This is a genomic window from Anabaena lutea FACHB-196, assembly GCF_014698305.1.
Taxonomy (GTDB): domain Bacteria; phylum Cyanobacteriota; class Cyanobacteriia; order Cyanobacteriales; family Nostocaceae; genus Anabaena; species Anabaena lutea.
The window spans coordinates 170,477-192,306 of the sequence record NZ_JACJST010000011.1; the positions used below are offsets into that span (position 1 = coordinate 170,477).

The window sequence follows — 21,830 nt, forward strand, 5'->3', positions numbered from 1 at the left end:
ATTATAGAATTGTATGTCTGTTTAAGCGATACTTAAAACCAACCAAAACAATATTGACAGTCCGCTGCTGACTCGATAAAAGCTCTGATACTATCAAGATGAGATCTGATTGAAGAAGAGACAGGGGGATTCCGGGTGGGGGACTCAGACCCTTGCAAGCTACCCGTTTCCTTGTAAGAGCATTTTTTCGATAAAAGCTAATTTGATCTAGACACGCATAATTTTTTGCAGAATTGTCACAGATAAAGACTAAACTTAAAAGTCTTGTGCAGCTAAACCTGTAAATTTAAATGAAGTAATCATGTCCAAGGTTCTTGTCTCCGATCCTATTGACCAGGCTGGTATTGACATTCTTTCCCAAGTTGCTACGGTTGATGTCAAGACAGGTCTTAAACCAGCAGAATTGATAGAAATTATTGGTGAGTATGACGCGCTGATGATCCGTTCTGGAACCCGCGTCACTCAAGAAATTATTGAAGCTGGCACACAATTAAAAATTATTGGCCGTGCTGGTGTGGGTGTAGATAATGTCGATGTTCCTGCTGCTACCCGCAAAGGTATTGTAGTTGTTAACTCTCCTGAAGGAAATACCATTGCTGCTGCTGAACACGCCCTGGCGATGATGTTATCTTTATCCCGTCATATTCCAGATGCAAATGCTTCAGTCAAACGCGGTGAGTGGGATCGTAAAACTTTTGTAGGTGCAGAAGTATACAAAAAAACTCTCGGCGTTGTCGGCTTAGGTAAAATTGGCTCTCATGTTGCGTCTGTAGCTAGAGCTATGGGAATGAAACTGTTAGCTTATGATCCCTTTATTTCTACAGAACGGGCTGAACAACTGGGCTGTCAGTTGGTGGATTTAGATTTGCTGTTTCAGCAAGCGGACTATATCACACTACACATCCCCAAAACCCCAGAAACTACCCATTTAATCAACGCTGCAACTTTGGCGAAGATGAAACCGACTGCGAGAATTATCAACTGCGCTCGTGGTGGCATCATTGATGAAGCAGCTTTGGCAGCAGCAATTAAAGAAGGTAAAATTGGTGGTGCAGCTTTAGATGTGTTCGAGTCCGAACCTCTAGGGGAATCAGAATTGCGATCGCTCGGAAAAGACCTGATCCTCACTCCCCACTTAGGCGCATCCACCAGCGAAGCCCAAGTAAACGTAGCCATAGACGTAGCTGAACAAATTCGGGATGTGCTTCTAGGACTACCAGCCCGTTCGGCAGTCAACATTCCCGGACTCAGCCCCGATATTCTAGAAGAACTCAAGCCCTATATGCAGTTGGCTGAAACCTTGGGTAACTTGGTAGGACAACTAGCCGGTGGACGGGTGGAAACACTTAATGTTACCTTGCAAGGAGAACTGGCAACAAATAAGAGTCAGCCTTTGGTGGTAGCAGCCCTAAAAGGACTACTTTATCAAGCCCTACGGGAACGGGTAAACTATGTCAATGCCAGCATAGAAGCCAAAGAACGTGGCATTCGAGTCATTGAAACCCGTGATGCCTCGGTGCGAGACTATGCTGGCTCGCTACATCTGGAAGCTACAGGGACTTTAGGTACTCATTCAGTCACTGGTGCTTTGTTAGGTGATAAAGAAATCCACCTGACTGACGTTGACGGTTTCCCCATTAACGTCCCACCTACTAAATATATGCTGTTTACCCTACACCGCGATATGCCAGGAATTATCGGGAAACTCGGTTCCCTGCTTGGCAGCTTTAATGTCAATATTGCCAGTATGCAGGTAGGGCGAAAAATTGTCCGTGGTGATGCTGTAATGGCTTTGAGTATTGATGATCCCTTACCCGATGGTATTTTGGATGAAATTACGAAAGTACCTGGGATTCGAGATGCGTATACAGTAACTTTATAAGTGCTGAGTGCTGAGTAACGAGTGCTGAGTGAAGACAAAAGTTAAGAGCAAGAGTATCAGTACTTAACTGAATCACTCTTAACTCATAACTCATAATTCATCACTCTCTCAAACTCACAACTCAGCACTGGCTAAACGCCTCGCTCCCGCTAACAGGACTCAGCACTAAAATATGGCAAACACCTGGTGGGAATTAAAAATTTTATGTGATCCAGACCTAGAAGATTCTATCTTTTGGCGACTGGAAATTTTTGGTTGTCGTGGTACAGCCAGTGAAAGCAAAGGCAATTCCTCACTAGTCAAGGCTTATTTGCCACACTTTCAAGCACAGCTACTGGATTTGTCGGCACTGTCACTATGGTTGCGCCAAGATGCTTTATGCATAGGATTAGCATCTCCGCTGCTGCACTGGAATTTGATTGATGAGGAAGATTGGGCTAGTAGCTGGAAACAATATTGGCAACCGCAGGAAATCGGCGATCGCTTCCTGATTAACCCCGCATGGCTACCACTACCTGAATCATTAGAACGGTTGGTAATTCGTCTTGACCCAGGTGTGGCATTTGGTACAGGAAATCATGCCACAACCCAGTTATGTTTAGAATCTCTAGAAATGCGTCTTAGTGAAGTTCCTGAAGCTTTTCTTGCTAAGGTTGACCAAAAAGAACCCCTAATAATTGCGGATATTGGTTGTGGTTCCGGTATTCTTTCTATTGGTGCAGTACTACTGGGAGTAGAAAAAGCTTATGCAGTCGATAATGATCCTTTAGCAGTACAATCAACCTTGAGCAATCGCGCCCTCAATGATATTCATCCAGAATCCTTGATCCCAGCCCTGGGGAGTGTAGACATTTTGACAAAACTGATTAGTCAACCAGTCGATGGTATTGTCTGCAATATTTTAGCTGATGTGATTATTGAGTTACTTCCCGAAATGAAAGCTATCACTAAAGCCACTACTTGGGGTATTTTCAGTGGGATTTTACTAGAGCAATCTAAAGCCGTCGCCGATGCCCTAGAGCAAAATGGCTGGGTTGTTGCTACTCTGTGGAAAAGAAAAGAGTGGTGTTGCTTGAATGCAAGACGTTCATGAACCAGTTATCAGTCAACAGTAAACATACTGCCAACTGATAACTGAATATTTGTTAAATCAAGGATTGAAGATGTTGGACTAACTGTGGTGCTTGCATTACACCTTCAATCCTATCCACTGGCTGACCTTTCTTAAAAAGTACCAGAGTTGGTAAGGCTAATATATTATATTGACTTGCCAATTCTGTATACTTTTCAGTGTCAATCTTAATAATCCGTAAACGGTCTTTTAGTTGAGCATTGACTTGTTCTAATATTGGTGCCATTAGTTTACAGGGGCCACACCAGTCAGCATAAAAATCAACCAAGACAGGTACATCAGAACCAGATAGCATTTCTTCAAAGCTGTTAAATTGCTTTTTAGTTGTCATGACACGCGCCAATTTTTAATTGTTTGTTTTAATGGTAATTCTTACAATATGGAATCGGTGTAATTTAATGGTTTTTTAGGAAAATTGTTAATTTAGGCAATATTCGCTAATTTACCCCAGATTATATTAAATAACCCAAAACTTAATTAAAACTACAAATGAATCACCGCGTCACTGCGTCTGTCCATTTGTATCAACCTTAAAGTAAAACGGTATCAGATGTTCCCCAAATCACCATAAGATAATTAGCGCGGTATTTGAAAGATTGAGGAACATTGAATGACTCTATTAAAAGATCAAGTTGCAATTGTTACCGGAGCATCAAGAGGAATTGGTAGAGCGATCGCTTTACAACTAGCATCCGAAAATGCAAAAGTCGTTGTCAACTATGCCAATTCTAGCGCCGCTGCTGAAAGCCTAGTAGCAGAAATTACAGCAGCCGGAGGAGAAGCCATTGCCCTACAAGCTGATGTTTCTCAAGCAGAACAAGTAGAGACACTAGTGAACACAACTATAAATAAGTTTAACCGAGTAGATATCCTGGTCAATAATGCAGGCATTACCCGCGATACACTACTCTTGCGGATGAAACTAGAAGATTGGCAATCTGTAATTGACCTTAATCTTACAGGTGTTTTCTTATGTACTAAAGCCATCAGTAAAATCATGCTCAAGCAACGTTCAGGCAGAATTATCAACATTGCCTCCGTTGCCGGACAAATGGGGAACCCTGGACAAGCCAACTACAGCGCTGCCAAAGCAGGTGTGATTGGCTTTACCAAAACTGTTGCTAAAGAACTAGCTTCCCGTGGAATCACAGTCAACGCAGTTGCCCCTGGGTTCATCACCACCGACATGACCAGCGATATTAAAGCCGAAGGCATCTTGCAATACATTCCTCTAGGGCGTTTTGGTCAACCAGAAGAAATTGCTGGTATGGTGAGGTTCCTAGCAGCCGATCCGGCAGCAGCCTACATCACTGGACAAGTCTTTAATGTTGATGGCGGCATGGTGATGGCATAATACTGTTTCACTTTAAAGTTCATACAAATGGGGGGACGCGAGGACGCAGGGACGCGGAGAAGGGGGGACACGGGGACGCAGGGTCGAGGAGAAGGAGAGATTCATTTGTATTTGTAGCTTTAATTAAGTGAATTGATATTAATCGGCTTTCATATTTTCGCTTTTAGAAAGAGAATGAAAGCCGTTTTTTTGTGATCAGGTAAAAGGGCTAATTTAGTTTTTATTAATTATTTATTATTTAGTTAATGTGATTTTTGAATAAAATTAGGACTTACGCAAGATGTGACTGAAAACTTATTCCTGTGTAGCGCTAATTCATGGATTACCGCTACGTTGCTTCTGTTTTGCGTAAGTCCTAAAAATGTCAAATATCATTTTTACAGGTTGCTGTCAAATTATTTTGCTCAAATTGATAAATCATGTAAAATCAAAATTATAAGAACAAAAATCGTAAATTTATGTCAGATTTAAGAGCAGAATTACAAAAAAACCTTGATGAAGCAGAATGGGATTGGCTAATTCCCCATGTGCAGAGGGATGCGGTGATTGTGGTGACAGATGGATTAGACTTATTAGATGTGGGCATTGCGATCGCAGGTGATGATATTCCTTCTGTGCAACAATGGATAAGTGAGCAATTGATTGCCAAACCTTCAGTAGATCAAGTGGGAGAGTGGAATCTTAACCGCACTAAACGATTTAATGCTCTCATCATCGAACCTTATGTTTTGGTGCAAGAAATAGCAGCTTTATGACACGACAACCTCACGATCAACTGGCTAAAGAATACCTAGAGGAATTATTAGCACCTCTAGGAGAAGTCAAAACCAGCAAAGATGTCAAAAGCGAAGTTCAGGAAATAGATGTTTGGTTTGTGCCGACAACATCATCTGCAAATTCGGAATTAGGATTATTAGGAAAAATGGCGGTTAAAAGCTGTCTATTTGAACCCTACCGTAATGCTCCCAATGAAGTAGAAATTAGGAGTTGTTTGTTAAAATTGTATAGTGTGCAGGGTGAATTATTACGACAAGCGAAAAGAGAAAAACGTTCTATTTCTGAAGAAGAATTACCTTGTTTATGGATTTTAACACCAACTTGTTCTGAAAAAATCCTCGACGGCTTTGGTGCGAAACCAAAACAGGACTGGGAAAAAGGAGTTTATTTTCTGTCAGGATTATTGAAAGCGGCCATTGTTGCTATCAATCAGTTACCGATTGCAGAGGATACACTATGGTTAAGGGTACTAGGAAAAGGCAAAACCCAAACCCAAGCGATAAACGAAGTAGTTCAACTCTCAGAAGAGGATAACAAATGGAAGTATCTACTGGAAATTTTCGCATCTTGGCGTAAAAATTTAGAATTGAATAGTAATGTCAGTGATGAAGAAAAGGAGTTAATCATGAGTTTATCACCAGCATATCTGAAACAACGGGAAGAATGGAAACAAGAAGGTAAAGAAGAAGGAAGACAAGAAGGAAGACAGGAAGGAAGACAAGAAGGACAAAAAGACGGACAGCGTTTGATGATAGAGAGTTTACTGACAGTGCGTTTTGGTAATTTAGATGAGGAGTTATCTGCTATTGTCAGTCGGTTGATGGAACTTTCTTTGATAGAAAGAACGCAGTTATTACTTCATCTTTCCCGTGAGGAATTATTAGCTAGATTTAAAGTTGATTAGATATCTCGGAAAAAATTTTAGAGACGTTTCATGAAACGTCTCTACATTGCGTTTAAATCAAATTTTTCATCCTGGGATTATTCAAAAACTCCTGGCTATCTTTTATCAACTTTTCACCCCAACCATTTTCTTTAAAAAACTCAATCTTCCCATAACGTTTATCTAATTTTAAAGCCGTTTCTCCCGATTTCAAACCTGCTTCTTTATCGCCTTTAGCATACAAAGCTACACCTAAAGCTAAATGTGCTTCTGCAAAATTGCTATTTATTTTTACCGCATTTCGCCAATGATTAATTGCTGTTTCTGCTTCTCCCATTTCATAGCGAACTATTCCTAAATTGGTGTATGCTTCAGGATATTCAGGTTTGAATTCTGATTGCAAATTTTAATTGCTGCTAAATCTAGACTATTTTTAGCAAAGCCAATGATATCAGCTGGCAACCTTCTCCCATCAGCTAGAACTACAGTAACGGTGCTAGAAGCATCTTCTAAAACGTGAGCATTGGTAAGAATTAACCCATCTCGACTAACAATAAAACCACTGCCGCTTGATTTGCCTGTGTTGATATATACAACACTGGGACTTGCTGCCTGATTCACCCGAATTCGCGTTTGTTCCTCTGAATTTTGAGCTATGACAAGGTTTGAATCCTGATTTTGTTGGGGGAGTGTGAAGCCAATTGGTGATGCTAGAGCCTGGATGGATAAGACAGCAAGCCCTGTGACAGTTGCTGTCAAATATGTTTTTGTGTTCATTTGCGAACTTGGGGTGGAATAAGGTAGCTATTGGCACTTTATTCACAAGATTATGCACTATAAATAAAAATACCCAGCCATTGTTACCGTTTTTGTAACAGCCGCACCCAACAAAGCTCTGCGTAGCGTCCAATAAAAATTAATGATCCTCCCTTACCAAATAAGATATTAGGACTTACGCACTGTACAAATCAATCATGATATGCGTTTACCAAAATACTTTATTTCAGGCTGAAACTAATTCTATTTTTACCGATAAATTAACCGTGGGGTAGGGGTTTAGCAGTGCTAAACTCCTACGATCAATGTGGTTTTCACGGACACACATATTTGATATTTTTTGTCAATGCGTAACTCCTATATATTTATCTTCCTTCGCTTCCTTTGCGGTTCATTTAATCTGTTTTGTAAATATTGAGTTGAGTGCGTGAGTACTATTTGCTTCACTGAACATCAGAAAAATTTCTTTCTTGAAGATTTCGCTTTCTGGGGGCTAGAATTGTTACCATAATTTCAGATTAGACGTTGAAACCTTGATTCAATCTGAAACCCTAGAACTATTAGAATGGCAACGCCTCTGCCAGCACCTTTCCACTTTTGCCGCTACCAAGTTAGGGGCAATAGTTGCGCGTAACTTGCCAATTCCGGAAACCCAGACAGAAAGCCAACAGTTGTTAGCTCAAACTAAAGAAGTCTATCAACTGGAAAGTCATCTTTCCCCTGGTTTGTCTTTTGAGGGTATTCAAGATATTGGTGATTCTTTAGAACGAGCCGAACTGCAAGGAATTTTATCAGGCGAGGAACTGTTAGCGATCGCAACCACTCTCTCTGGTACAAGAAATTTACGGCGTGTAATTGATAACCAAGAAAATTTACCCATCCTGACTGAGTTAGTTTCCGAATTACGGACTTACCCAGAATTAGAGCAGGAAATTCACCGCTGTATTGATGAACGCGCTCAAGTTACTGATCGCGCTAGTCAGAAAATGGGGGAAATCCGCATTGATTTACGGCGGATACGCAGTCAAATTACCCAAAAACTGCAAAACATCATTCAAGCTAAATCGGGGGCAGTTCAAGAACAACTGATTACTCAAAGAGGCGATCGCTTTGTAATCCCCGTTAAAGCACCGCAAAAAGACGCAATTCCCGGTATTGTTCACGACACCTCAACCAGTGGTGCGACTTTATATATCGAACCTCATAGCGTCGTTCCAATGGGCAACCAACTCCGGCAAACTCTCAAAAAAGAACAAACAGAAGCAGAATCAATTCGCCGCACTTTAACCGAACAAGTAGCCGCAGTCAAGCCCGATTTAGAAAGGTTATTAGCCATTGTCACAACCTTAGATTTGGCAACAGCTAAATCTCGTTATAGCTTCTGGATAGGTGCTAATCCTCCCCGCTTCATTAATCGGGAAGAACAGGAAATTATCACCTTGCGGCAACTGCGTCACCCGTTGTTAGTTTGGCAACAGCAACACGAACAAGGAAAACCAGTGGTTCCCGTCGATTTGCTCATCAGTCCCAACATTCGGGTAGTGACAATTACTGGTCCGAATACTGGCGGAAAAACAGTAACTTTAAAAACCTTGGGATTAGCTGCATTAATGGCTAAAGTGGGTTTATTTGTCCCCGCCCGCGAACCAGTGGAAATGCCTTGGTTTGACAAGGTTTTAGCTGATATTGGTGATGAACAATCTTTACAACAAAGTTTATCCACATTCTCAGGGCATATTCGCCGCATTAGTCGAATTTTAAATGCTTTGGGGAGTCAGGAGTCAGGAGTCAGGAGTCAGGAGTCAGGAATCAGGAATCAGGAGTCAGGAGTCAGGAGTCAGGAGGAAGAGGAAGGAATAAAACTACCAATCACCAATCACCATATGCCTAACGGCAGGCTACCGCCAACACCAATCACCAATCACCAATCCCTTGTCTTACTCGATGAAGTTGGTGCGGGTACAGATCCGGCTGAAGGTAGTGCATTAGCGATCGCTCTTTTGCAATATCTCGCTAATCATGCCCAACTCACAATTGCCACCACCCACTTTGGTGAACTCAAAGCCCTGAAATATGAAGATGAGCGATTTGAGAACGCCTCGGTAGAATTTGACGAAAGTACTCTCTCGCCAACTTATCGCCTGTTGTGGGGCATTCCAGGACGCTCTAACGCTTTAACTATTGCCCTACGCTTAGGGCTAAAACCGGAAGTAGTCGCAGAAGCTAAAACCCAAGTGGGAGAAGCCAGCGATGAAGTGAATCAGGTGATTGCTGGTTTAGAAGCCCAACGCCGTCGTCAAGAAACCAAAGCCGCTGAAGCCCAAGAATTATTACGTCAAGCGGAACGTTTATATAAAGAAGTTTCTCAAAAAGCCACCGCTTTAGAAGAGAGAGAAAAAGAATTACGCGCTTCTCAGGAAGTAGCAGTACAACAAGCAATTAGCCAAGCTAAAGGGGAAATTGCCCAAGTCATTCGCCGTTTGCAAAAAGGCACACCCACAGCCCAAGATGCCCAGCAAGCAACCAATGCGTTAAATCAAATTACCGAAAAATATCAACCGGCACCACCACCCAAACCGAAACCGGGGTTTATGCCCAAAGTAGGGGACAAGGTGCGAATACCTAAATTAGGGCAAACAGCAGAAGTAATCACCGCCCCTAATCCAGATGGCGAGTTAACTGTCCGTTTTGGCATCATGAAAATGACGGTGCAATTACCAGACGTAGAATCTTTAGATGGGCAAAAACCAGAACCTATTGTCAAAGCCAAATCAGCCCCCGCAGTAGTCACTCCCCCACCAGCCCCAGTCCCAGCTATTCGCACCTCAAAAAATACCGTAGATTTGCGCGGAAAACGGGTAGCTGATAGCGAATATATTTTAGACAAAGCCATTTCTGAAGCTGATGGACCTCTCTGGATTATTCACGGACACGGTACTGGTAAGCTCAAGCAAGGAGTTCACGCTTTTCTACAACAGCACCCCAGAGTTAGCCACTATGAACCAGCAGAACAAGCCGATGGTGGCAGTGGTGTCACTATTGCTCATGTTAAATAAGGGAATAGGCAGGGAGACGCGGGGATGGGGAGATGGGGTGATGGGGTGATGGGGTGACGCGGTGACGCGGGGAGATGGGGAAATGGGGTGACGCAGTGACGCGGGGAAAAAGAAGAATTATGTATTCCCTGACTAATGACCAATGACCAATGACCAATGACCAATGACCAATGACCAATGACCAATCACCAATCACCAATCACCAATCACCAATGACCAATCCTCATTAACTTCTCATATTGAGAAAAGAAATTTTCATTTAGAGTAAAACAAAGAAAACTGCTGTTTACCAAACTGATTCAAAGCTAACTATGGGAAACCAACTTTTATGCTGAAGGGTCTGTTTCCAAAAGGGTAACAGCAACAGCCTCTATTCGCCTGATCACCTATGCTAAAAGTTATGCACTTGGCCGCTAAATCAGCCACACCAAACTCCCAATGGGAGGATTTAAACCACTTTCCAGCCGCCAATTTAGTTCAATGGGACAATATCAAAACCCAGTTAGACTTGGTGCTGTTATCTCTAGAAACTTTAACTGGCATTGGTTCTGAGGCTATGCTTTCGGCGGCAATTAATCTAAATTTAGAGTCAAAAGTTCCAGATCGTGTAGCTTTATGGCGATTGCGTCAGTCGAATCCCTTACGCAAAGGTCAAGGAGGTCGAAAAAATCTGGATGTAGAAGAAGCGCGATCGCTAGTTTTAATTAGCTGCTACCTCGCCAAACAGCACCAAGAATTAATTCGCCGTGCTGTTGGTCTATTAGAACAAATAGCCGCAAAAAACCAGAAACCTCATCAGATTGCCTTACTGGGAGATTATATCGATACTTTCTGCAACACCTATCAAGAACGCATGGAAGAAGATGAAAAAATCTCTACCGATTCGCTGACTCACTTAGCATTAAAACTGCTCGTAGATTTACTTTTTTATAGCGCTCCTAGTGGACACCGCCGCCTGTGGCTATCACTTATAGACCGTTCCACAAAACAATTTTAGATTTTAGATTTTAGATTTCAAAATACTAATCCAAAATCCAAAATTCCCCTTTGTCCCTATTGCAATTTTTGCTATGTCCCGCTTAAATTCTGTTATTCGTCGCTACACGCCCCCTACTTGCACACTAGAAATTTGGGCGCAACGCTCACCTTTATCTCGTTGGATGGGTCAAACTGTTCTCAAACAAATACGTTTTGAACTCCACTTTGATGATCCAGGACTACCAGACGACCGCAAAGTGCCAATTCAGGGCGATCGCGATCAACTAGAAGTTTTGTGTAATGTAGTCACCACTTACGTTCAACAACTCCTGCAAAAATCAGCAGATAGTTTTTGTCTGAGTTTCTTAGAACCGCAACACTCTAATACCACATCTGACCAGCCACAATTAAACGATGTTTCTCCCACTCCATCGTCACCCAAGACCGTAAACTCATCTAGTATGGGGATTCTAGAAGCAACAATTTACCTAGAATCTAGTGGCAATTTAACTCATACACTATTTCTCGGTTCCCTTGCTAACTCAACATCAGGGCCAGTAATTCAACTCACTCTATTGCAACTATTTGATTTAGCAACAGCTTTAGATGAATACTCAGCTGATGTCATAGCACTACCAAATCTTAATAGTGAGAGTTCTGTTCCCAGTTTGGTTTGGCCAGCTTGGACACCTGTGGCAGCAATGATAGTACTAGCTTTGGGTTTAACTCCTTTAACCTGGCAATATGCCAACAACACTCGCCAAAAGCAAGAGCAAACCGCCAAAACAACAACTTCACCATCTGAAGTAGCGATCGCACCCTCTCCTTCTCTTAATTTAACCACCCCCCAACCAGAACTAGCTCCCCTTGGTAATTTGCCTTCTCCTCCTGCTAGTAGTACTTCGTTACAAACACCCAATCCAGATTCCATTCCTCCACTTCCTAATTCCATTGCAGACCCAGCCCCTCTCTCTTTCCCCAATTCAACTATCCCGTCCACAGCTAAAACATTGCCCAAAAATGGACTGACGAGGGAGCAAACCACAAAACCAGCCCTTTCGGCCAATCTCCAGATTCCATTACCAACAACACTCAATTCTCAATCAAACCCTTCTACAGGAGTGATTAACCAAAATGGAATTACTCTCCCCACCCGTGAAATTTTGCCTAGAAATAGCAGTAATATCTCCACAATCCCTCAGTCTCTAGCTTCCATACCCAATGACTCTCTGAGTCAAACTTCTCCCCAAATATCTTCTCCTCAAATAACTTCTCCACTAGACTCACAGCCGCTAGATAGAGGAATTAATTCCCCCGATACCGCTCCTTCTGTCACCAGTGATGCTGATTTGGTCGCCAAATTGCGAAATGTAACTAAAACTCCCATACCTCCTACACAAGGAACTTCCAATACCACCTTGTTTGATATCCCTCAAGTGGCAGAAGCCAGAGAATTTCTACAAAAAACTTGGCAGCCACCGACTGGATTTTCACAAACACTAGAGTACAGTTTGATGTTGGGTATTGATGGCTCTATTGAACGCATTTTGCCATTGAATCGAGCCGCGAGAGAATACGTAAACACCACTGGTATTCCAGAAATTGGTAAAGCTTTTGTTTCAACTAATAAATCAGGGCAAAATGTCAGACTTCGAGTAGTTCTCAGTCCTGATGGTAAGGTGCAAACTTTTCCAGAAACACCATGAGGAGATGGCGAGACGCGGAGACGCGGAGATGGGGAGATGGAGAGATGAGGGGACGCGGGGACACGGGGACGCGGAGATGGGGAGATGGGGGGACGCGGAGACGCGGGGACGCGGGGAAAAATAAGAATTCCCTGTTCCCTGTTCCCTGTTTACGAATTACGAATTCATAATTTTTATGCCACTTGCCAAACTGGTACAAAATTTTCAGCAGCATTTGCTGAATTTGAGGAATTTTTAACTTCAGTTATTAAGTACAGTTGCGGAACTGGTCAGTTACTATTACCACTGTTTCGACCACTTCATAAAATTGTGCTTACAGTACTTAGTTAGGGGGGAAGATATGCAAACATTTAGCCCACAAAAAGACAGCAATGCTTGGATTATTCAAACCTGGGCAGCTTTTATTATGTCTATTTCTATGACAGGTTTTGGCATTGTCAATTTACCTGTAGATAATTGGGTAAAAGGCTTTATGGGTATGGGTTTAGCTTTTTCTGTAGGTTCAACTTTCACCTTGGCAAAAACCACTAGAGACTTGCACGAATCCAGAAGGCTAACTTCTAGAATTGACGAGGCCAAAGTTGAGAAGTTGCTTTCACAACATGATCCTCTCATTCTTAAATGAAGGCATAACAATTTTAGATTCGAGTATAGTAGGGTGTGTTAACGACAACGTAATGCATCCTAAAAATTTGCTTATTGTTTTAAACTTATTTTTATAATTTGGTGCAGCTAATTAATACTAAAATTAACTAGTAAATAATTATTAATACAGCAAATTTGTATAACAAAATGGCAATTCCTAACATTAAGCAGATTTGGCAAAAAGTAACAGACACTGGAGAGAAAATTGAATTAGGTACAGATATTACTACAGCCGCTGCGGGGTTAGTCATAGCATTAGGTGTAGTTCCTACTGCTATTGCTACTGCTCCTGTGACAACAGCAACAATAGCTAGTATCCCATTGATTGGACTGGGAGGAAAATGGTTACAGTCAATCTCAAATAACAGAAAGAGCCAGTTAGAAGAATGGGTAGCCCTTGCTGTTCCTCTTGCTTATATTAGCAGTTTTGATAATTTAGTGAGAAAGAATTATTGGTTAGAGAAAAGATTTAATAACGCTGCATCAGGGGTAGAGATACAACAAGAAATTACTGAATTAGGAAAACTGGAATTAGATGCAAAATTAGCAAAACAGGCATTAACTGATTTTACAGAATCGCATTTAGGCTTAATTTTAAAACGGCAGTTATCTAGTTATTTAGAAAAAGCCGGAATTGATAAATACACAGCAGAAATTATTACTGGTTGGGTTGGTTGGGGTACTCTAAATTGTATCGCAGAACTAATCAGCCAAGAAATCAAAAGTAAATCAAGTTTGTCTGAAATTTTAAACCAGAATCTTATTGCAGCACAAGAAAAAATCAAAAATACTAAATATAGTAAAATTAACTCTTATATCCAAGACCAAATTTCACCTGAGTCTAGTAATACTGTAATTAAGGAACGTTGGCAAATCTTAGGTGAAAAAGACTTGACTATTCCCGACCTCTATGTACCTCTGCAAGCTGAACTGCTAGATAGTAACGGGAAAGTGATAGAAAATGCCAATCCTAAACAAAGTCCAGTGATTTTAGAAAAATGGGCTAAGGATTTATTAATTAATCCTAATTCTCAGCAACAAAATCAGGTGATGTTTATCCAAGGGGGGCCAGGTAGAGGTAAAAGTGTATTTTGTCGGGTGTTTGCGGAATGGGTACACCAAAACTTACATCCTGTTTGGACACCAATTTTAATTAGATTACGAGATATCAGCACTTTTGAAAACGATATTAAACAGACTCTCCGCACAGCCGTGAATGCAGATTTTGCTGAAGGTGATGATGGTTGGTTAACAGATGCTAATACTCGATTTTTATTTTTGTTGGATGGGTTTGATGAGTTAAGAATGCAGAGAAGTTCTACCAAAGGTATAGAAGAATTTCTTAAACAAATCGGTGATTTACAACAAAGTTGTGATAATAATTCCCAAATGGGACATCGGTTTTTAATTACGGGGAGAGACTCAGCTTTACAAGGAATTGAAAGATTTATTCCCCACAATTTAGCTAGGGTAGAAATATGTTTGATGAAAGAAGTATTTCAAAAAAGATGGTTACAAAAGTGGAAACGGAAATTTGGTGAAGATAAATCTCTAACTTTTGGTAAATTTTTGAAATCCGATAGCTGTCCAGAACAAGTAAAAATATTAGCACAAGAACCCTTATTACTGTATCTGTTAGCAGCAATGCACCGAGATGGAGAAATAACAGATTCCATGTTTACTGGAGTGAGTAGTAATCAAGCAAAAATAACGATTTATCAAAAGACTGTAGATTGGGTATTAACAAAACAGCGTTCTAAAGAATTGAATAAGGAAATTACTGCTTTAGAAACAGAAGCTTTAAAAAGAATTTTAGCTGAAGTTGGGTTGTGTGTTATTCAAACTGGGGGAGAATATACTTTAATTAAACATATCAATGAACGATTAAGATGTGATGAAGATGCAAAAGAAATCCTCGAAGATGCACAAAGAAAATTAGGTGATAACCCACTACGAAATGCTCTCGCAGCGTTTTATTTAAAGTCAGCTTCTGCTAATGGAGTTAAAGAAGGTGCAGTAGAATTTGTTCATAAAAGTTTTAGTGAATTTTTATTTGCTCAACGTTTAAAAAATAGTTGTAAACAATGGATTGCAGGAGAAGAAAAAAAACAACGCTGGCGGTTTAAGCTTGCTAAAAAACAACTAGAAGAAGAAATTTATGACTTATTCGGTTATGGTGGACTTACAGGAGAAATTGTCCAGTATTTAATAGGGTTAATTCTGCTTGATAGGCGTGAGCAATTGACATCAGAGGAATTGCTAAGATTATTTACTAGGTTGCAAGATTTTTATTATGACTGGTGTGCTGGTAAATTCATCAATGCATACAGAAATAACTTAATTGATGAAGAATATCAAGAAAATTTGCCCCAAAATAAAATGATGCAGTTGCACAAATATGGTAAAAAAATAGGACTGCGAGAAGTTGATATTTATACTGGGTTAAATGTTTTAATTCTCCTATTTAAATTACATAATTATGCTCCCGACAAAGATGAGTTAAAAGACAAAATCTCATTTCATCCATGTCATCTGTCAGATAGTGACATAGACCAGGATTTGCTACATCGCATCATTAGCTATAGCAATATGATTGAGATTGGTGAATTCCTCAAAATAGTAGGTCAACACCTCAATCGCGCAGACCTCAGAGGCGCAGACCTCAGTGACGCAAACCTCAGTGGTGCAAACCTCAGTGACGCAAACCTCAGAGGCGCAGACCTCAGTGACGCAAACCTCAGTGGTGCAAACCTCAGTGGTGCAAACCTCAGTGACGCAAACCTCTTTAGCGCAAACCTCAGTGGTGCAAACCTCTTTAGCGCAAACCTCAATCGCGCAGACCTCAGTGACGCAAACCTCAGTGGTGCAAACCTCAATCGCGCAGACCTCAGAGGCGCAGACCTCAGTGACGCAGACCTCAGAGGCGCAAATCTCAGTGGTGCATACCTCAATCGCGCCAATCTCAGTGACGCAGACCTCAGAGGCGCAAATCTCAGTGACGCATACCTCATTAAAACAGACCTTAGTGGTGCAAACTTCAGGCGCGCAAAAAACTTACTTCCAGATCAAGTGAAATTAGCTACCGACTGGGAAGAAGCAATTTTATGATCATGATTTTCGTCTTCAGTTGGGTTTAACTTCAGTTGACTAAATGCAAAAAAGACTGGTAATAGCACCAGCTTCAGAAAATGTTAATTGCTTGATATTTAAATTTGAAGATTGTTTATCTCGTTCCCAGTCTCCAGACTGGGAATGCTTTGATAGAGTCTCTGACTCGACTAAAACGGAAGCCAGAGTCTTCCTGGAATTCATTCCCATACAGAGTATGGGAACGAGAAATATAAAAATAAAGGCTGGAATTTAAAACCAGCCTCATGAAATGTTAATTGCTTGATATTTAAATTTTAAGATTGTTTGTTTTTTAACTTTTGCTTCTTCCGGCGTTTTTCAGTAGCTGCTACAGCGTGTTCCACTGGATAACCAACTACAGGAATCACTTGAAACTTGCGGTCTTCTTCTAGGTTTTTCAATTCGGTGTAATCAACCCAGTGAATACAATCAACTGGACAGGTATCTATCGCCTCTTGAACTACCTCTTCTGCATCCCCATCTTGGCGAACTACGCGCGATCGCCCATAATCTGGTTCAATATAAAAGGTATTACGGGCAACATGGGCGCAATGCTTACAACCAATGCAGGTAATTTCATCTACATAAACGCCTTTTTGCCGCAGCACACCCCCTAGTTCCGGCTCTAAACCAGAACGTTCCAGGTCGTCTCGTAAAAAACCCCCTAATTCTGGCTCTAAACCGGAACGATTATTTTCTGCTTCTGGTGACTGCGGCAAATCAGACATGATTAACTCCAGCGCTGTACAACTAAGCGAATCGAACCATCTTCATTTTTTTGTTGTTCGGTCACTTGAAAACCAACCCGCGCAGTTTCTTTCACCACTGCTTGGTAAGCATAACGTTGGGTTACTTGGCGCAAAAATCCATCTACAGACAAGTTTTGCTGCCAATATTGCAAATCAGCTACCAATTCGTATTCTTTGCCATTCCATCTAAAACCGATATCATAACCATTTTCCTGCTCAATGGTAACTTCAGCAGGATGGGTTTGGCCACGATAACCGCGTACTTCTTGTGGGCCTGGCTTCCAGTCTATACCCAAGTCAGTGAGCGCGTCTTTCAAGGATTCAAGGTTACGGATTTGAGTTTTGATTTGGCTAAAGTGTGACATGGTGGTTGTGAATGAATGACAATAAACTAGTTGGAAAACTTACCATTCGCTAAACGCGGTTTGCGTATTCGCTACACCAGATTCCTGCACGTTATTATTGGTGGCGAAAAATTCTGAGGTTGGCTCCTGATTCAGTACTTGTCCCAGCTGCGCCTCTATGGCCGCCGTGACTTCAGCACAAGAAGCCCCAACAATACCAGTGACTTTCTCTTGTACCCGACCGTCTGGATAAATTATGAATTCTAATGTCTCCATGCTGTGAAAGCCAACCTCGATAGTACTCTTGAACTTTACTGCTTTAGTAAAGTTGCTCAAAATCTAGCGGTAGGAACAGATTTAGATACAAACTTGCCATTTGTTAACTAATGTTCCATCTTTCAAAATATATATCTCAGAATCTTTACAAAAATTATTATTTTTATCAGTAGGCACATCAGTTATTAGTAAGTTTCCCTTAACCTGATGAATTAGTCAAGGTCAATATCACTGAGGACAGCTATCTGTAAAAACTCTTAAAAATCAGGATTGCAGCCCATAGAGACATAAAGAAGAAGATAAAAAAATAGTAAAACTTATTGAAATAAGTTATCATTACCATTGGCATAAAACTATCGCTAAGAAGCAAATTTATCGGTAAAACGACTTATTTTAGCTTTGCTCCCCGAATTATCAGCCGCAACCACAGCCATCCTAACCCACTGCCAATAAAATAATAGGGAAAATCTGCCCAAGTGAAAGCAGTACCGATTAACATTTTTCCCCACCAAAATGAACGTACCCAATTTAGAAATGGTGGATGCCACAATTGCATAAACTCCAATAAGCAAGTAATTATAAATACCCATATAGGGATTTGCCAAACTGCTCGGCGAGTGGGAATAAACACAAAGGCGAACAAGCACCAAAATATCTCATAAAAAATCCCTCCTACCTCTTGGTTCAACCACCAAATAGAATAGCGATAGTGGCTGTATAAAAGTCCAATGGGGAGAATAATAGCCAAAGAAAGAATGGAACGGCTGCGAATGTTTGTAAGTAGTGGCATTATTTCTGGTGGGTACTAGTACCGCTTTCTCGGAATTAAAAATTAACAATTAAAAATTAAAAAAGTACATTAAACAGGCTTTTTCGGTATTTTTAATGGTTGCTTAACTTACGCCGTGTTGTACTATGCTCTGTACGCGGGTAAGTATGGCTTCAATTACAGTCTGGGCGGCTTCCCGTTGGATAAAATGCCCAACTCCTGGTATCACAAATCGCTGGTAATCTTTTTCAAAAAAATGTTCTTTGTTGGCACTAGTTTCTGGTAAGGTTGCACCATCAGCACCGCCGTGCAGTACCGTTGTTGGCACATAAATTTTAGGTGCAGACATCAGTTGCTGGTGAATAGTATCGTAATCAGGGTCATTAGGAGAATTGCCCCAACGACTGCGGTATGAGTCAATAGTGATATCGATCCAGTCTGGGTTATCAAATGATTGTGCAGTAGTCTCAAACTCAGTCTCACTAAAACGCCAGGTAGGACACCACAATTGCCATAGCTGGCGTGTAAAGCTCCGTCTATCTGCTGCTAAGGTGGCACGTCCCCGTTCTGTAGCAAAAAACCATTGATACCAGTATTGTTGCACCTGTTCAAAGGAAAGTGTCTGGTCAGGATTATTAGTTCCATAACCGACTGACAATGTGGTAAGAGTATGTACAAGGTCGGGGCGTAAAGCCGCTATATTGTAGGCAATGCGTGCGCCCCAGTCGTGACCTACCAAATGTACGGAACCGATTTTTGCAGCTTCAATGAACTCAATTAGGTCTTGTCCCAAGGCTGCAAGTTGTCCGCTACGTAGGGTTTGAGTATCAAGAAACTGTGTCAAACCGCAACCTCTCAGAAATGGTGTGATACAGCGGTAGTTTTCATTTACTAATGCAGGGACAATTGCATTCCAAGTCAGTGCATCATCAGGCCAGCCGTGTAAAAGAATTATAGTTGGTGCATCAATGGCACCATAACTGTGATAGGCGATGTTGAGACGGGAGGTTTTAATGTACTGGATCATAATTCTAATGAATCTAAAAGCTAAATATAGCGATCGCAATGCCCAGACGGCTAGAAGACTTAAATCTTCATCAAACCCTATATTCCCAAATTTGGTGAATTAGATACCTTTATTGTGGTAAAAGTTATCTGGGGCTGGAATATGCACAGTTAAATATTGGTTAAGGAATTTTACTGAAGTCAGTGAGTTTCTGCACTCGATTTAAAATGAGTAATATCTTGTCTGGTCAATGACTTATAAAACATTTATGGGTAATCGGTAATATGTAATTGGTAATAATTATATTTTCATGACCAGTTACCCATCACCTATTACCAGGCTGACTGATAGTATAAGTATTAAAGCAGACACGATATAAATTACCAGCTTTAATGGTGATTTCCGCCAGGATGCCTTACTCTAATGTATGAGCCATGCCAAATAATGAGCGATCGCTGACTACCTATGATTCTGCCCTGTTAAACCAAATTGCCGCTCATGTCTGCCAAGCAATCATTGCTATTCAACAACAGCAGCCAGAATTATTATTGGAAAAGTATAGAAAAGTTCAATGGCAAAGTAATTCTAATCAATCGGCTTTGAGTGCAAAGTTTACGGCATTACTCAGCCAAACTCAAGGTTGGGAAGAGTTGTTGCACAAGCTGCAATTATACCTGAAAGCCATTGTTGTTACTGAAGCCTTTAATTCACCAATCTTATTAGAACTAATCACTAAGATTCGGCAACTCAATCCTGTAACATCTGCGTTCAATGGGTCATTACATTCTACATTTGCCCCATCTTTACAGCCAGTAGGAATAGCCGTTTTACTTTTAGATGCTGAAAATTTACAAATTAATAGCAGTACAGAAAAGTTTTTCACAACAATTTGTAATTGTCCAATTCAAGTAAAAATTGCCTTTGCTAATTGGAGTAATCGCGGCAAGCTAGATGCAGAATTACATGAACGCGGTTATGATTTGATTCATGTCCCTGCTGGTAGAGACAATGCCGATGGCAAAATGATTGCTTTTGGCTCCTCAATTCATGAACGCTACCGCAATGCGAAAGAAGTTTTGGTTTGCTCATCAGATAAAGTGATGACCAATTTATGCAACAATTTACAGCAACATGGACTAATAGTATATCAAGTTAGTCAGCATGGAGAAAATATCAATTTATTCAATAGCTCTACCGGAGAAACTAAAACCCATTGCGTTAAACCTTTACCAGAAATCCCTTCATTAGTTCAGATTCTCAAAGCCTTAATTAACGATGAAAAAGAATCTACTGGGAATCAATGGGTAAAGGTTTCTAAGGTATTTCAGTTGCTGAACACCAAACATAAAATCAATATGAGTCAAGTGATTACTACTCATCTCCCTGGTAAAAAACCCAAAGATATCTTCACTCGTTATCCGGCTGATTTTGTAGTTCATAAAGTTGATGATTCATCTGATTTTTATGTGACGGTTTTTGATAAAAATCTAATTGATCTTGTGGATGATGAAGCAGAAAATACATTAAATATTCACAACGGTCTAATCAAGAGTATTGATTCCCAAGCTGATTTAGAAAAAGCACTGAACAGGATTCTAGAAACATTAATTATAGCATCAGCTAACGGCTATGTTGATGTTAGTATTTTAGGCAGTAAATTTAATCGGGAATATGGTATTTCCATTACTAAACAACTGAAAGAATTACAAATTAGTGGTAGTTATGTACAATTTTTGCGGTCTTGTAGTTCTTTCCAACTTAGGCAAAACGGAGTAAAATGGGAAATAAGTGCATCTAATAGCAGTAATAGTCAGTCTAATTTTTTATCTAGTATCAATTCTTCAGCAGATTTGGAGTCAGCACTCAAAAAACTGCTGGAAGAATTAACAAAAAACTATCCTACAAAATACATTGATATTAGCATTTTAGGCACTAAATTTAATCAGGAATATGGTAAAACCATCACTGAGCAAATCAAAGAATTAAAAATAAATACTACTTATATGAAATTTTTACAGTCTTGCAGTTCTTTGCAGCTAAAGCAAACAGACAGAAAATGGGAAGTTGCTATACGTTAAACCCCAGCCTCAGAAAGACGCAAAGACGCGGAGATGGGGAGATGGGGAGATGGGGAGATCTGACAAGGGTAGGTTTTTAATATTATCTGTTAAGGCAGGACTAGGAAGACAAGGAGGGAAAGTAGACAAGGAAGATTTTCTCCGCACAATGGTCTTTTTGTTACTAAGAGAATATGATTTTGTACGTGTTTCCTCCCTTGTCCACTGTCCTTCCTTGTCCACCAAGTCTAGCCCTCACGACAATGTAAAATACCTACCCTTGTGAGGATGGGGAGATGGGGAGATGGGG

Annotated in this window: 20 protein-coding genes; 11 read left to right on the forward strand and 9 right to left on the reverse strand. The window is 40.7% G+C overall.

The annotated features are described in order from the left end of the window. The first annotated feature begins 301 nt into the window (after positions 1-301). Positions 302-1,882: a phosphoglycerate dehydrogenase gene (gene serA, locus H6G59_RS13870; protein ID WP_190715297.1), complete on the forward strand. Its 1,581-nt coding sequence runs from the start codon at positions 302-304 to the stop codon at positions 1,880-1,882. Between the two features lie 172 nt (positions 1,883-2,054). Continuing rightward, positions 2,055-2,975 (forward strand): 50S ribosomal protein L11 methyltransferase, encoded by a 921-nt coding sequence (prmA, locus tag H6G59_RS13875; RefSeq protein WP_190715299.1) that lies wholly within the window; start codon positions 2,055-2,057, stop codon positions 2,973-2,975. A gap of 52 nt (positions 2,976-3,027) precedes the next feature. On the opposite strand, the gene trxA is transcribed toward prmA, so the two are convergent. Then, the gene (trxA, locus tag H6G59_RS13880; RefSeq protein WP_127056632.1) at positions 3,028-3,345 is read right to left on the reverse strand and encodes a thioredoxin; all 318 of its coding nucleotides are present in this window, start codon (positions 3,343-3,345) and stop codon (positions 3,028-3,030) included. Positions 3,346-3,624: 279 nt separating this feature from the next. Between trxA and fabG the strand changes: the two genes are divergently transcribed. The 3 genes from fabG to H6G59_RS13895 all read left to right on the forward strand — a co-directional run bounded on the left by fabG (position 3,625) and on the right by H6G59_RS13895 (position 6,049). Continuing rightward, positions 3,625-4,368 carry a 3-oxoacyl-[acyl-carrier-protein] reductase gene (gene fabG, locus H6G59_RS13885; RefSeq protein WP_190715301.1) on the forward strand — a complete coding sequence of 248 codons (744 nt, stop codon included), beginning with the start codon at positions 3,625-3,627 and terminating at the stop codon, positions 4,366-4,368. Positions 4,369-4,826: 458 nt separating this feature from the next. Next, positions 4,827-5,123 carry a DUF2288 domain-containing protein gene (locus tag H6G59_RS13890; protein ID WP_190715303.1) on the forward strand — a complete coding sequence of 99 codons (297 nt, stop codon included), beginning with the start codon at positions 4,827-4,829 and terminating at the stop codon, positions 5,121-5,123. Continuing rightward, positions 5,120-6,049 carry an RpnC/YadD family protein gene (locus H6G59_RS13895; RefSeq protein ID WP_190715305.1) on the forward strand — a complete coding sequence of 310 codons (930 nt, stop codon included), beginning with the start codon at positions 5,120-5,122 and terminating at the stop codon, positions 6,047-6,049. The genes H6G59_RS13890 and H6G59_RS13895 overlap by 4 nt, the downstream gene beginning before the upstream one ends. A 52-nt stretch (positions 6,050-6,101) precedes the next feature. Here H6G59_RS13895 and H6G59_RS13900 read toward each other — a convergent pair whose 3' ends face one another. Both H6G59_RS13900 and H6G59_RS13905 read right to left on the reverse strand, forming a co-directional pair. Further along, the gene (locus H6G59_RS13900; RefSeq protein WP_190715307.1) at positions 6,102-6,431 is read right to left on the reverse strand and encodes a tetratricopeptide repeat protein; all 330 of its coding nucleotides are present in this window, start codon (positions 6,429-6,431) and stop codon (positions 6,102-6,104) included. Then, complete coding sequence (locus tag H6G59_RS13905) at positions 6,383-6,805, reverse strand: trypsin-like peptidase domain-containing protein (RefSeq protein ID WP_190715309.1); 423 nt, start codon at positions 6,803-6,805, stop codon at positions 6,383-6,385. The genes H6G59_RS13900 and H6G59_RS13905 overlap by 49 nt, the downstream gene beginning before the upstream one ends. 533 nt (positions 6,806-7,338) lie before the next feature. Here H6G59_RS13905 and H6G59_RS13910 point away from each other — a divergent pair. Next, positions 7,339-9,861 carry an endonuclease MutS2 gene (locus H6G59_RS13910; RefSeq protein ID WP_190715311.1) on the forward strand — a complete coding sequence of 841 codons (2,523 nt, stop codon included), beginning with the start codon at positions 7,339-7,341 and terminating at the stop codon, positions 9,859-9,861. Here H6G59_RS13910 and H6G59_RS13915 read toward each other — a convergent pair. Next, positions 9,854-10,057 carry a hypothetical protein gene (locus H6G59_RS13915; RefSeq protein ID WP_422602426.1) on the reverse strand — a complete coding sequence of 68 codons (204 nt, stop codon included), beginning with the start codon at positions 10,055-10,057 and terminating at the stop codon, positions 9,854-9,856. The genes H6G59_RS13910 and H6G59_RS13915 overlap by 8 nt on opposite strands. 192 nt (positions 10,058-10,249) lie before the next feature. On the opposite strand from H6G59_RS13915, the gene H6G59_RS13920 reads away from it, so the two are divergent. The 4 genes from H6G59_RS13920 to H6G59_RS13935 all read left to right on the forward strand — a co-directional run bounded on the left by H6G59_RS13920 (position 10,250) and on the right by H6G59_RS13935 (position 16,298). Beyond that, positions 10,250-10,858 (forward strand): DUF3038 domain-containing protein, encoded by a 609-nt coding sequence (locus tag H6G59_RS13920; RefSeq protein ID WP_190715314.1) that lies wholly within the window; start codon positions 10,250-10,252, stop codon positions 10,856-10,858. A gap of 73 nt (positions 10,859-10,931) precedes the next feature. Beyond that, positions 10,932-12,545, forward strand: a complete 1,614-nt coding sequence (locus tag H6G59_RS13925; RefSeq protein ID WP_190715317.1) for a DUF4335 domain-containing protein — start codon at positions 10,932-10,934, stop codon at positions 12,543-12,545. A gap of 340 nt (positions 12,546-12,885) precedes the next feature. Next, entirely contained in the window at positions 12,886-13,170 is a 285-nt protein-coding gene (locus H6G59_RS13930; protein WP_127056622.1) for a YiaA/YiaB family inner membrane protein, read from the forward strand. Positions 13,171-13,337: 167 nt separating this feature from the next. Beyond that, positions 13,338-16,298 carry a pentapeptide repeat-containing protein gene (locus H6G59_RS13935; protein WP_190715318.1) on the forward strand — a complete coding sequence of 987 codons (2,961 nt, stop codon included), beginning with the start codon at positions 13,338-13,340 and terminating at the stop codon, positions 16,296-16,298. A 296-nt stretch (positions 16,299-16,594) separates the two neighbouring features. On the opposite strand, the gene H6G59_RS13940 is transcribed toward H6G59_RS13935, so the two are convergent. The 5 genes from H6G59_RS13940 to H6G59_RS13960 all read right to left on the reverse strand — a co-directional run bounded on the left by H6G59_RS13940 (position 16,595) and on the right by H6G59_RS13960 (position 19,484). After that, positions 16,595-17,047, reverse strand: coding sequence for a ferredoxin (locus tag H6G59_RS13940; RefSeq protein WP_190715321.1), 453 nt, complete (start codon positions 17,045-17,047; stop codon positions 16,595-16,597). A gap of 2 nt (positions 17,048-17,049) precedes the next feature. Beyond that, positions 17,050-17,433: a DUF1257 domain-containing protein gene (locus H6G59_RS13945; RefSeq protein WP_127056618.1), complete on the reverse strand. Its 384-nt coding sequence runs from the start codon at positions 17,431-17,433 to the stop codon at positions 17,050-17,052. A 39-nt stretch (positions 17,434-17,472) separates the two neighbouring features. Further along, positions 17,473-17,688, reverse strand: a complete 216-nt coding sequence (locus tag H6G59_RS13950) for a DUF2997 domain-containing protein (protein WP_127056617.1) — start codon at positions 17,686-17,688, stop codon at positions 17,473-17,475. 388 nt (positions 17,689-18,076) lie between these two features. Then, a complete protein-coding gene (locus H6G59_RS13955) occupies positions 18,077-18,478 on the reverse strand; it encodes a ribosomal maturation YjgA family protein (RefSeq protein WP_190715323.1) in 402 nt (133 codons plus the stop codon). Between the two features lie 103 nt (positions 18,479-18,581). Continuing rightward, the gene (locus H6G59_RS13960; protein ID WP_190715326.1) at positions 18,582-19,484 is read right to left on the reverse strand and encodes an alpha/beta fold hydrolase; all 903 of its coding nucleotides are present in this window, start codon (positions 19,482-19,484) and stop codon (positions 18,582-18,584) included. 413 nt (positions 19,485-19,897) lie between these two features. On the opposite strand from H6G59_RS13960, the gene H6G59_RS13965 reads away from it, so the two are divergent. Continuing rightward, positions 19,898-21,541 carry an NYN domain-containing protein gene (locus tag H6G59_RS13965; protein WP_190715328.1) on the forward strand — a complete coding sequence of 548 codons (1,644 nt, stop codon included), beginning with the start codon at positions 19,898-19,900 and terminating at the stop codon, positions 21,539-21,541. The last annotated feature ends 289 nt before the right edge of the window (positions 21,542-21,830 follow it).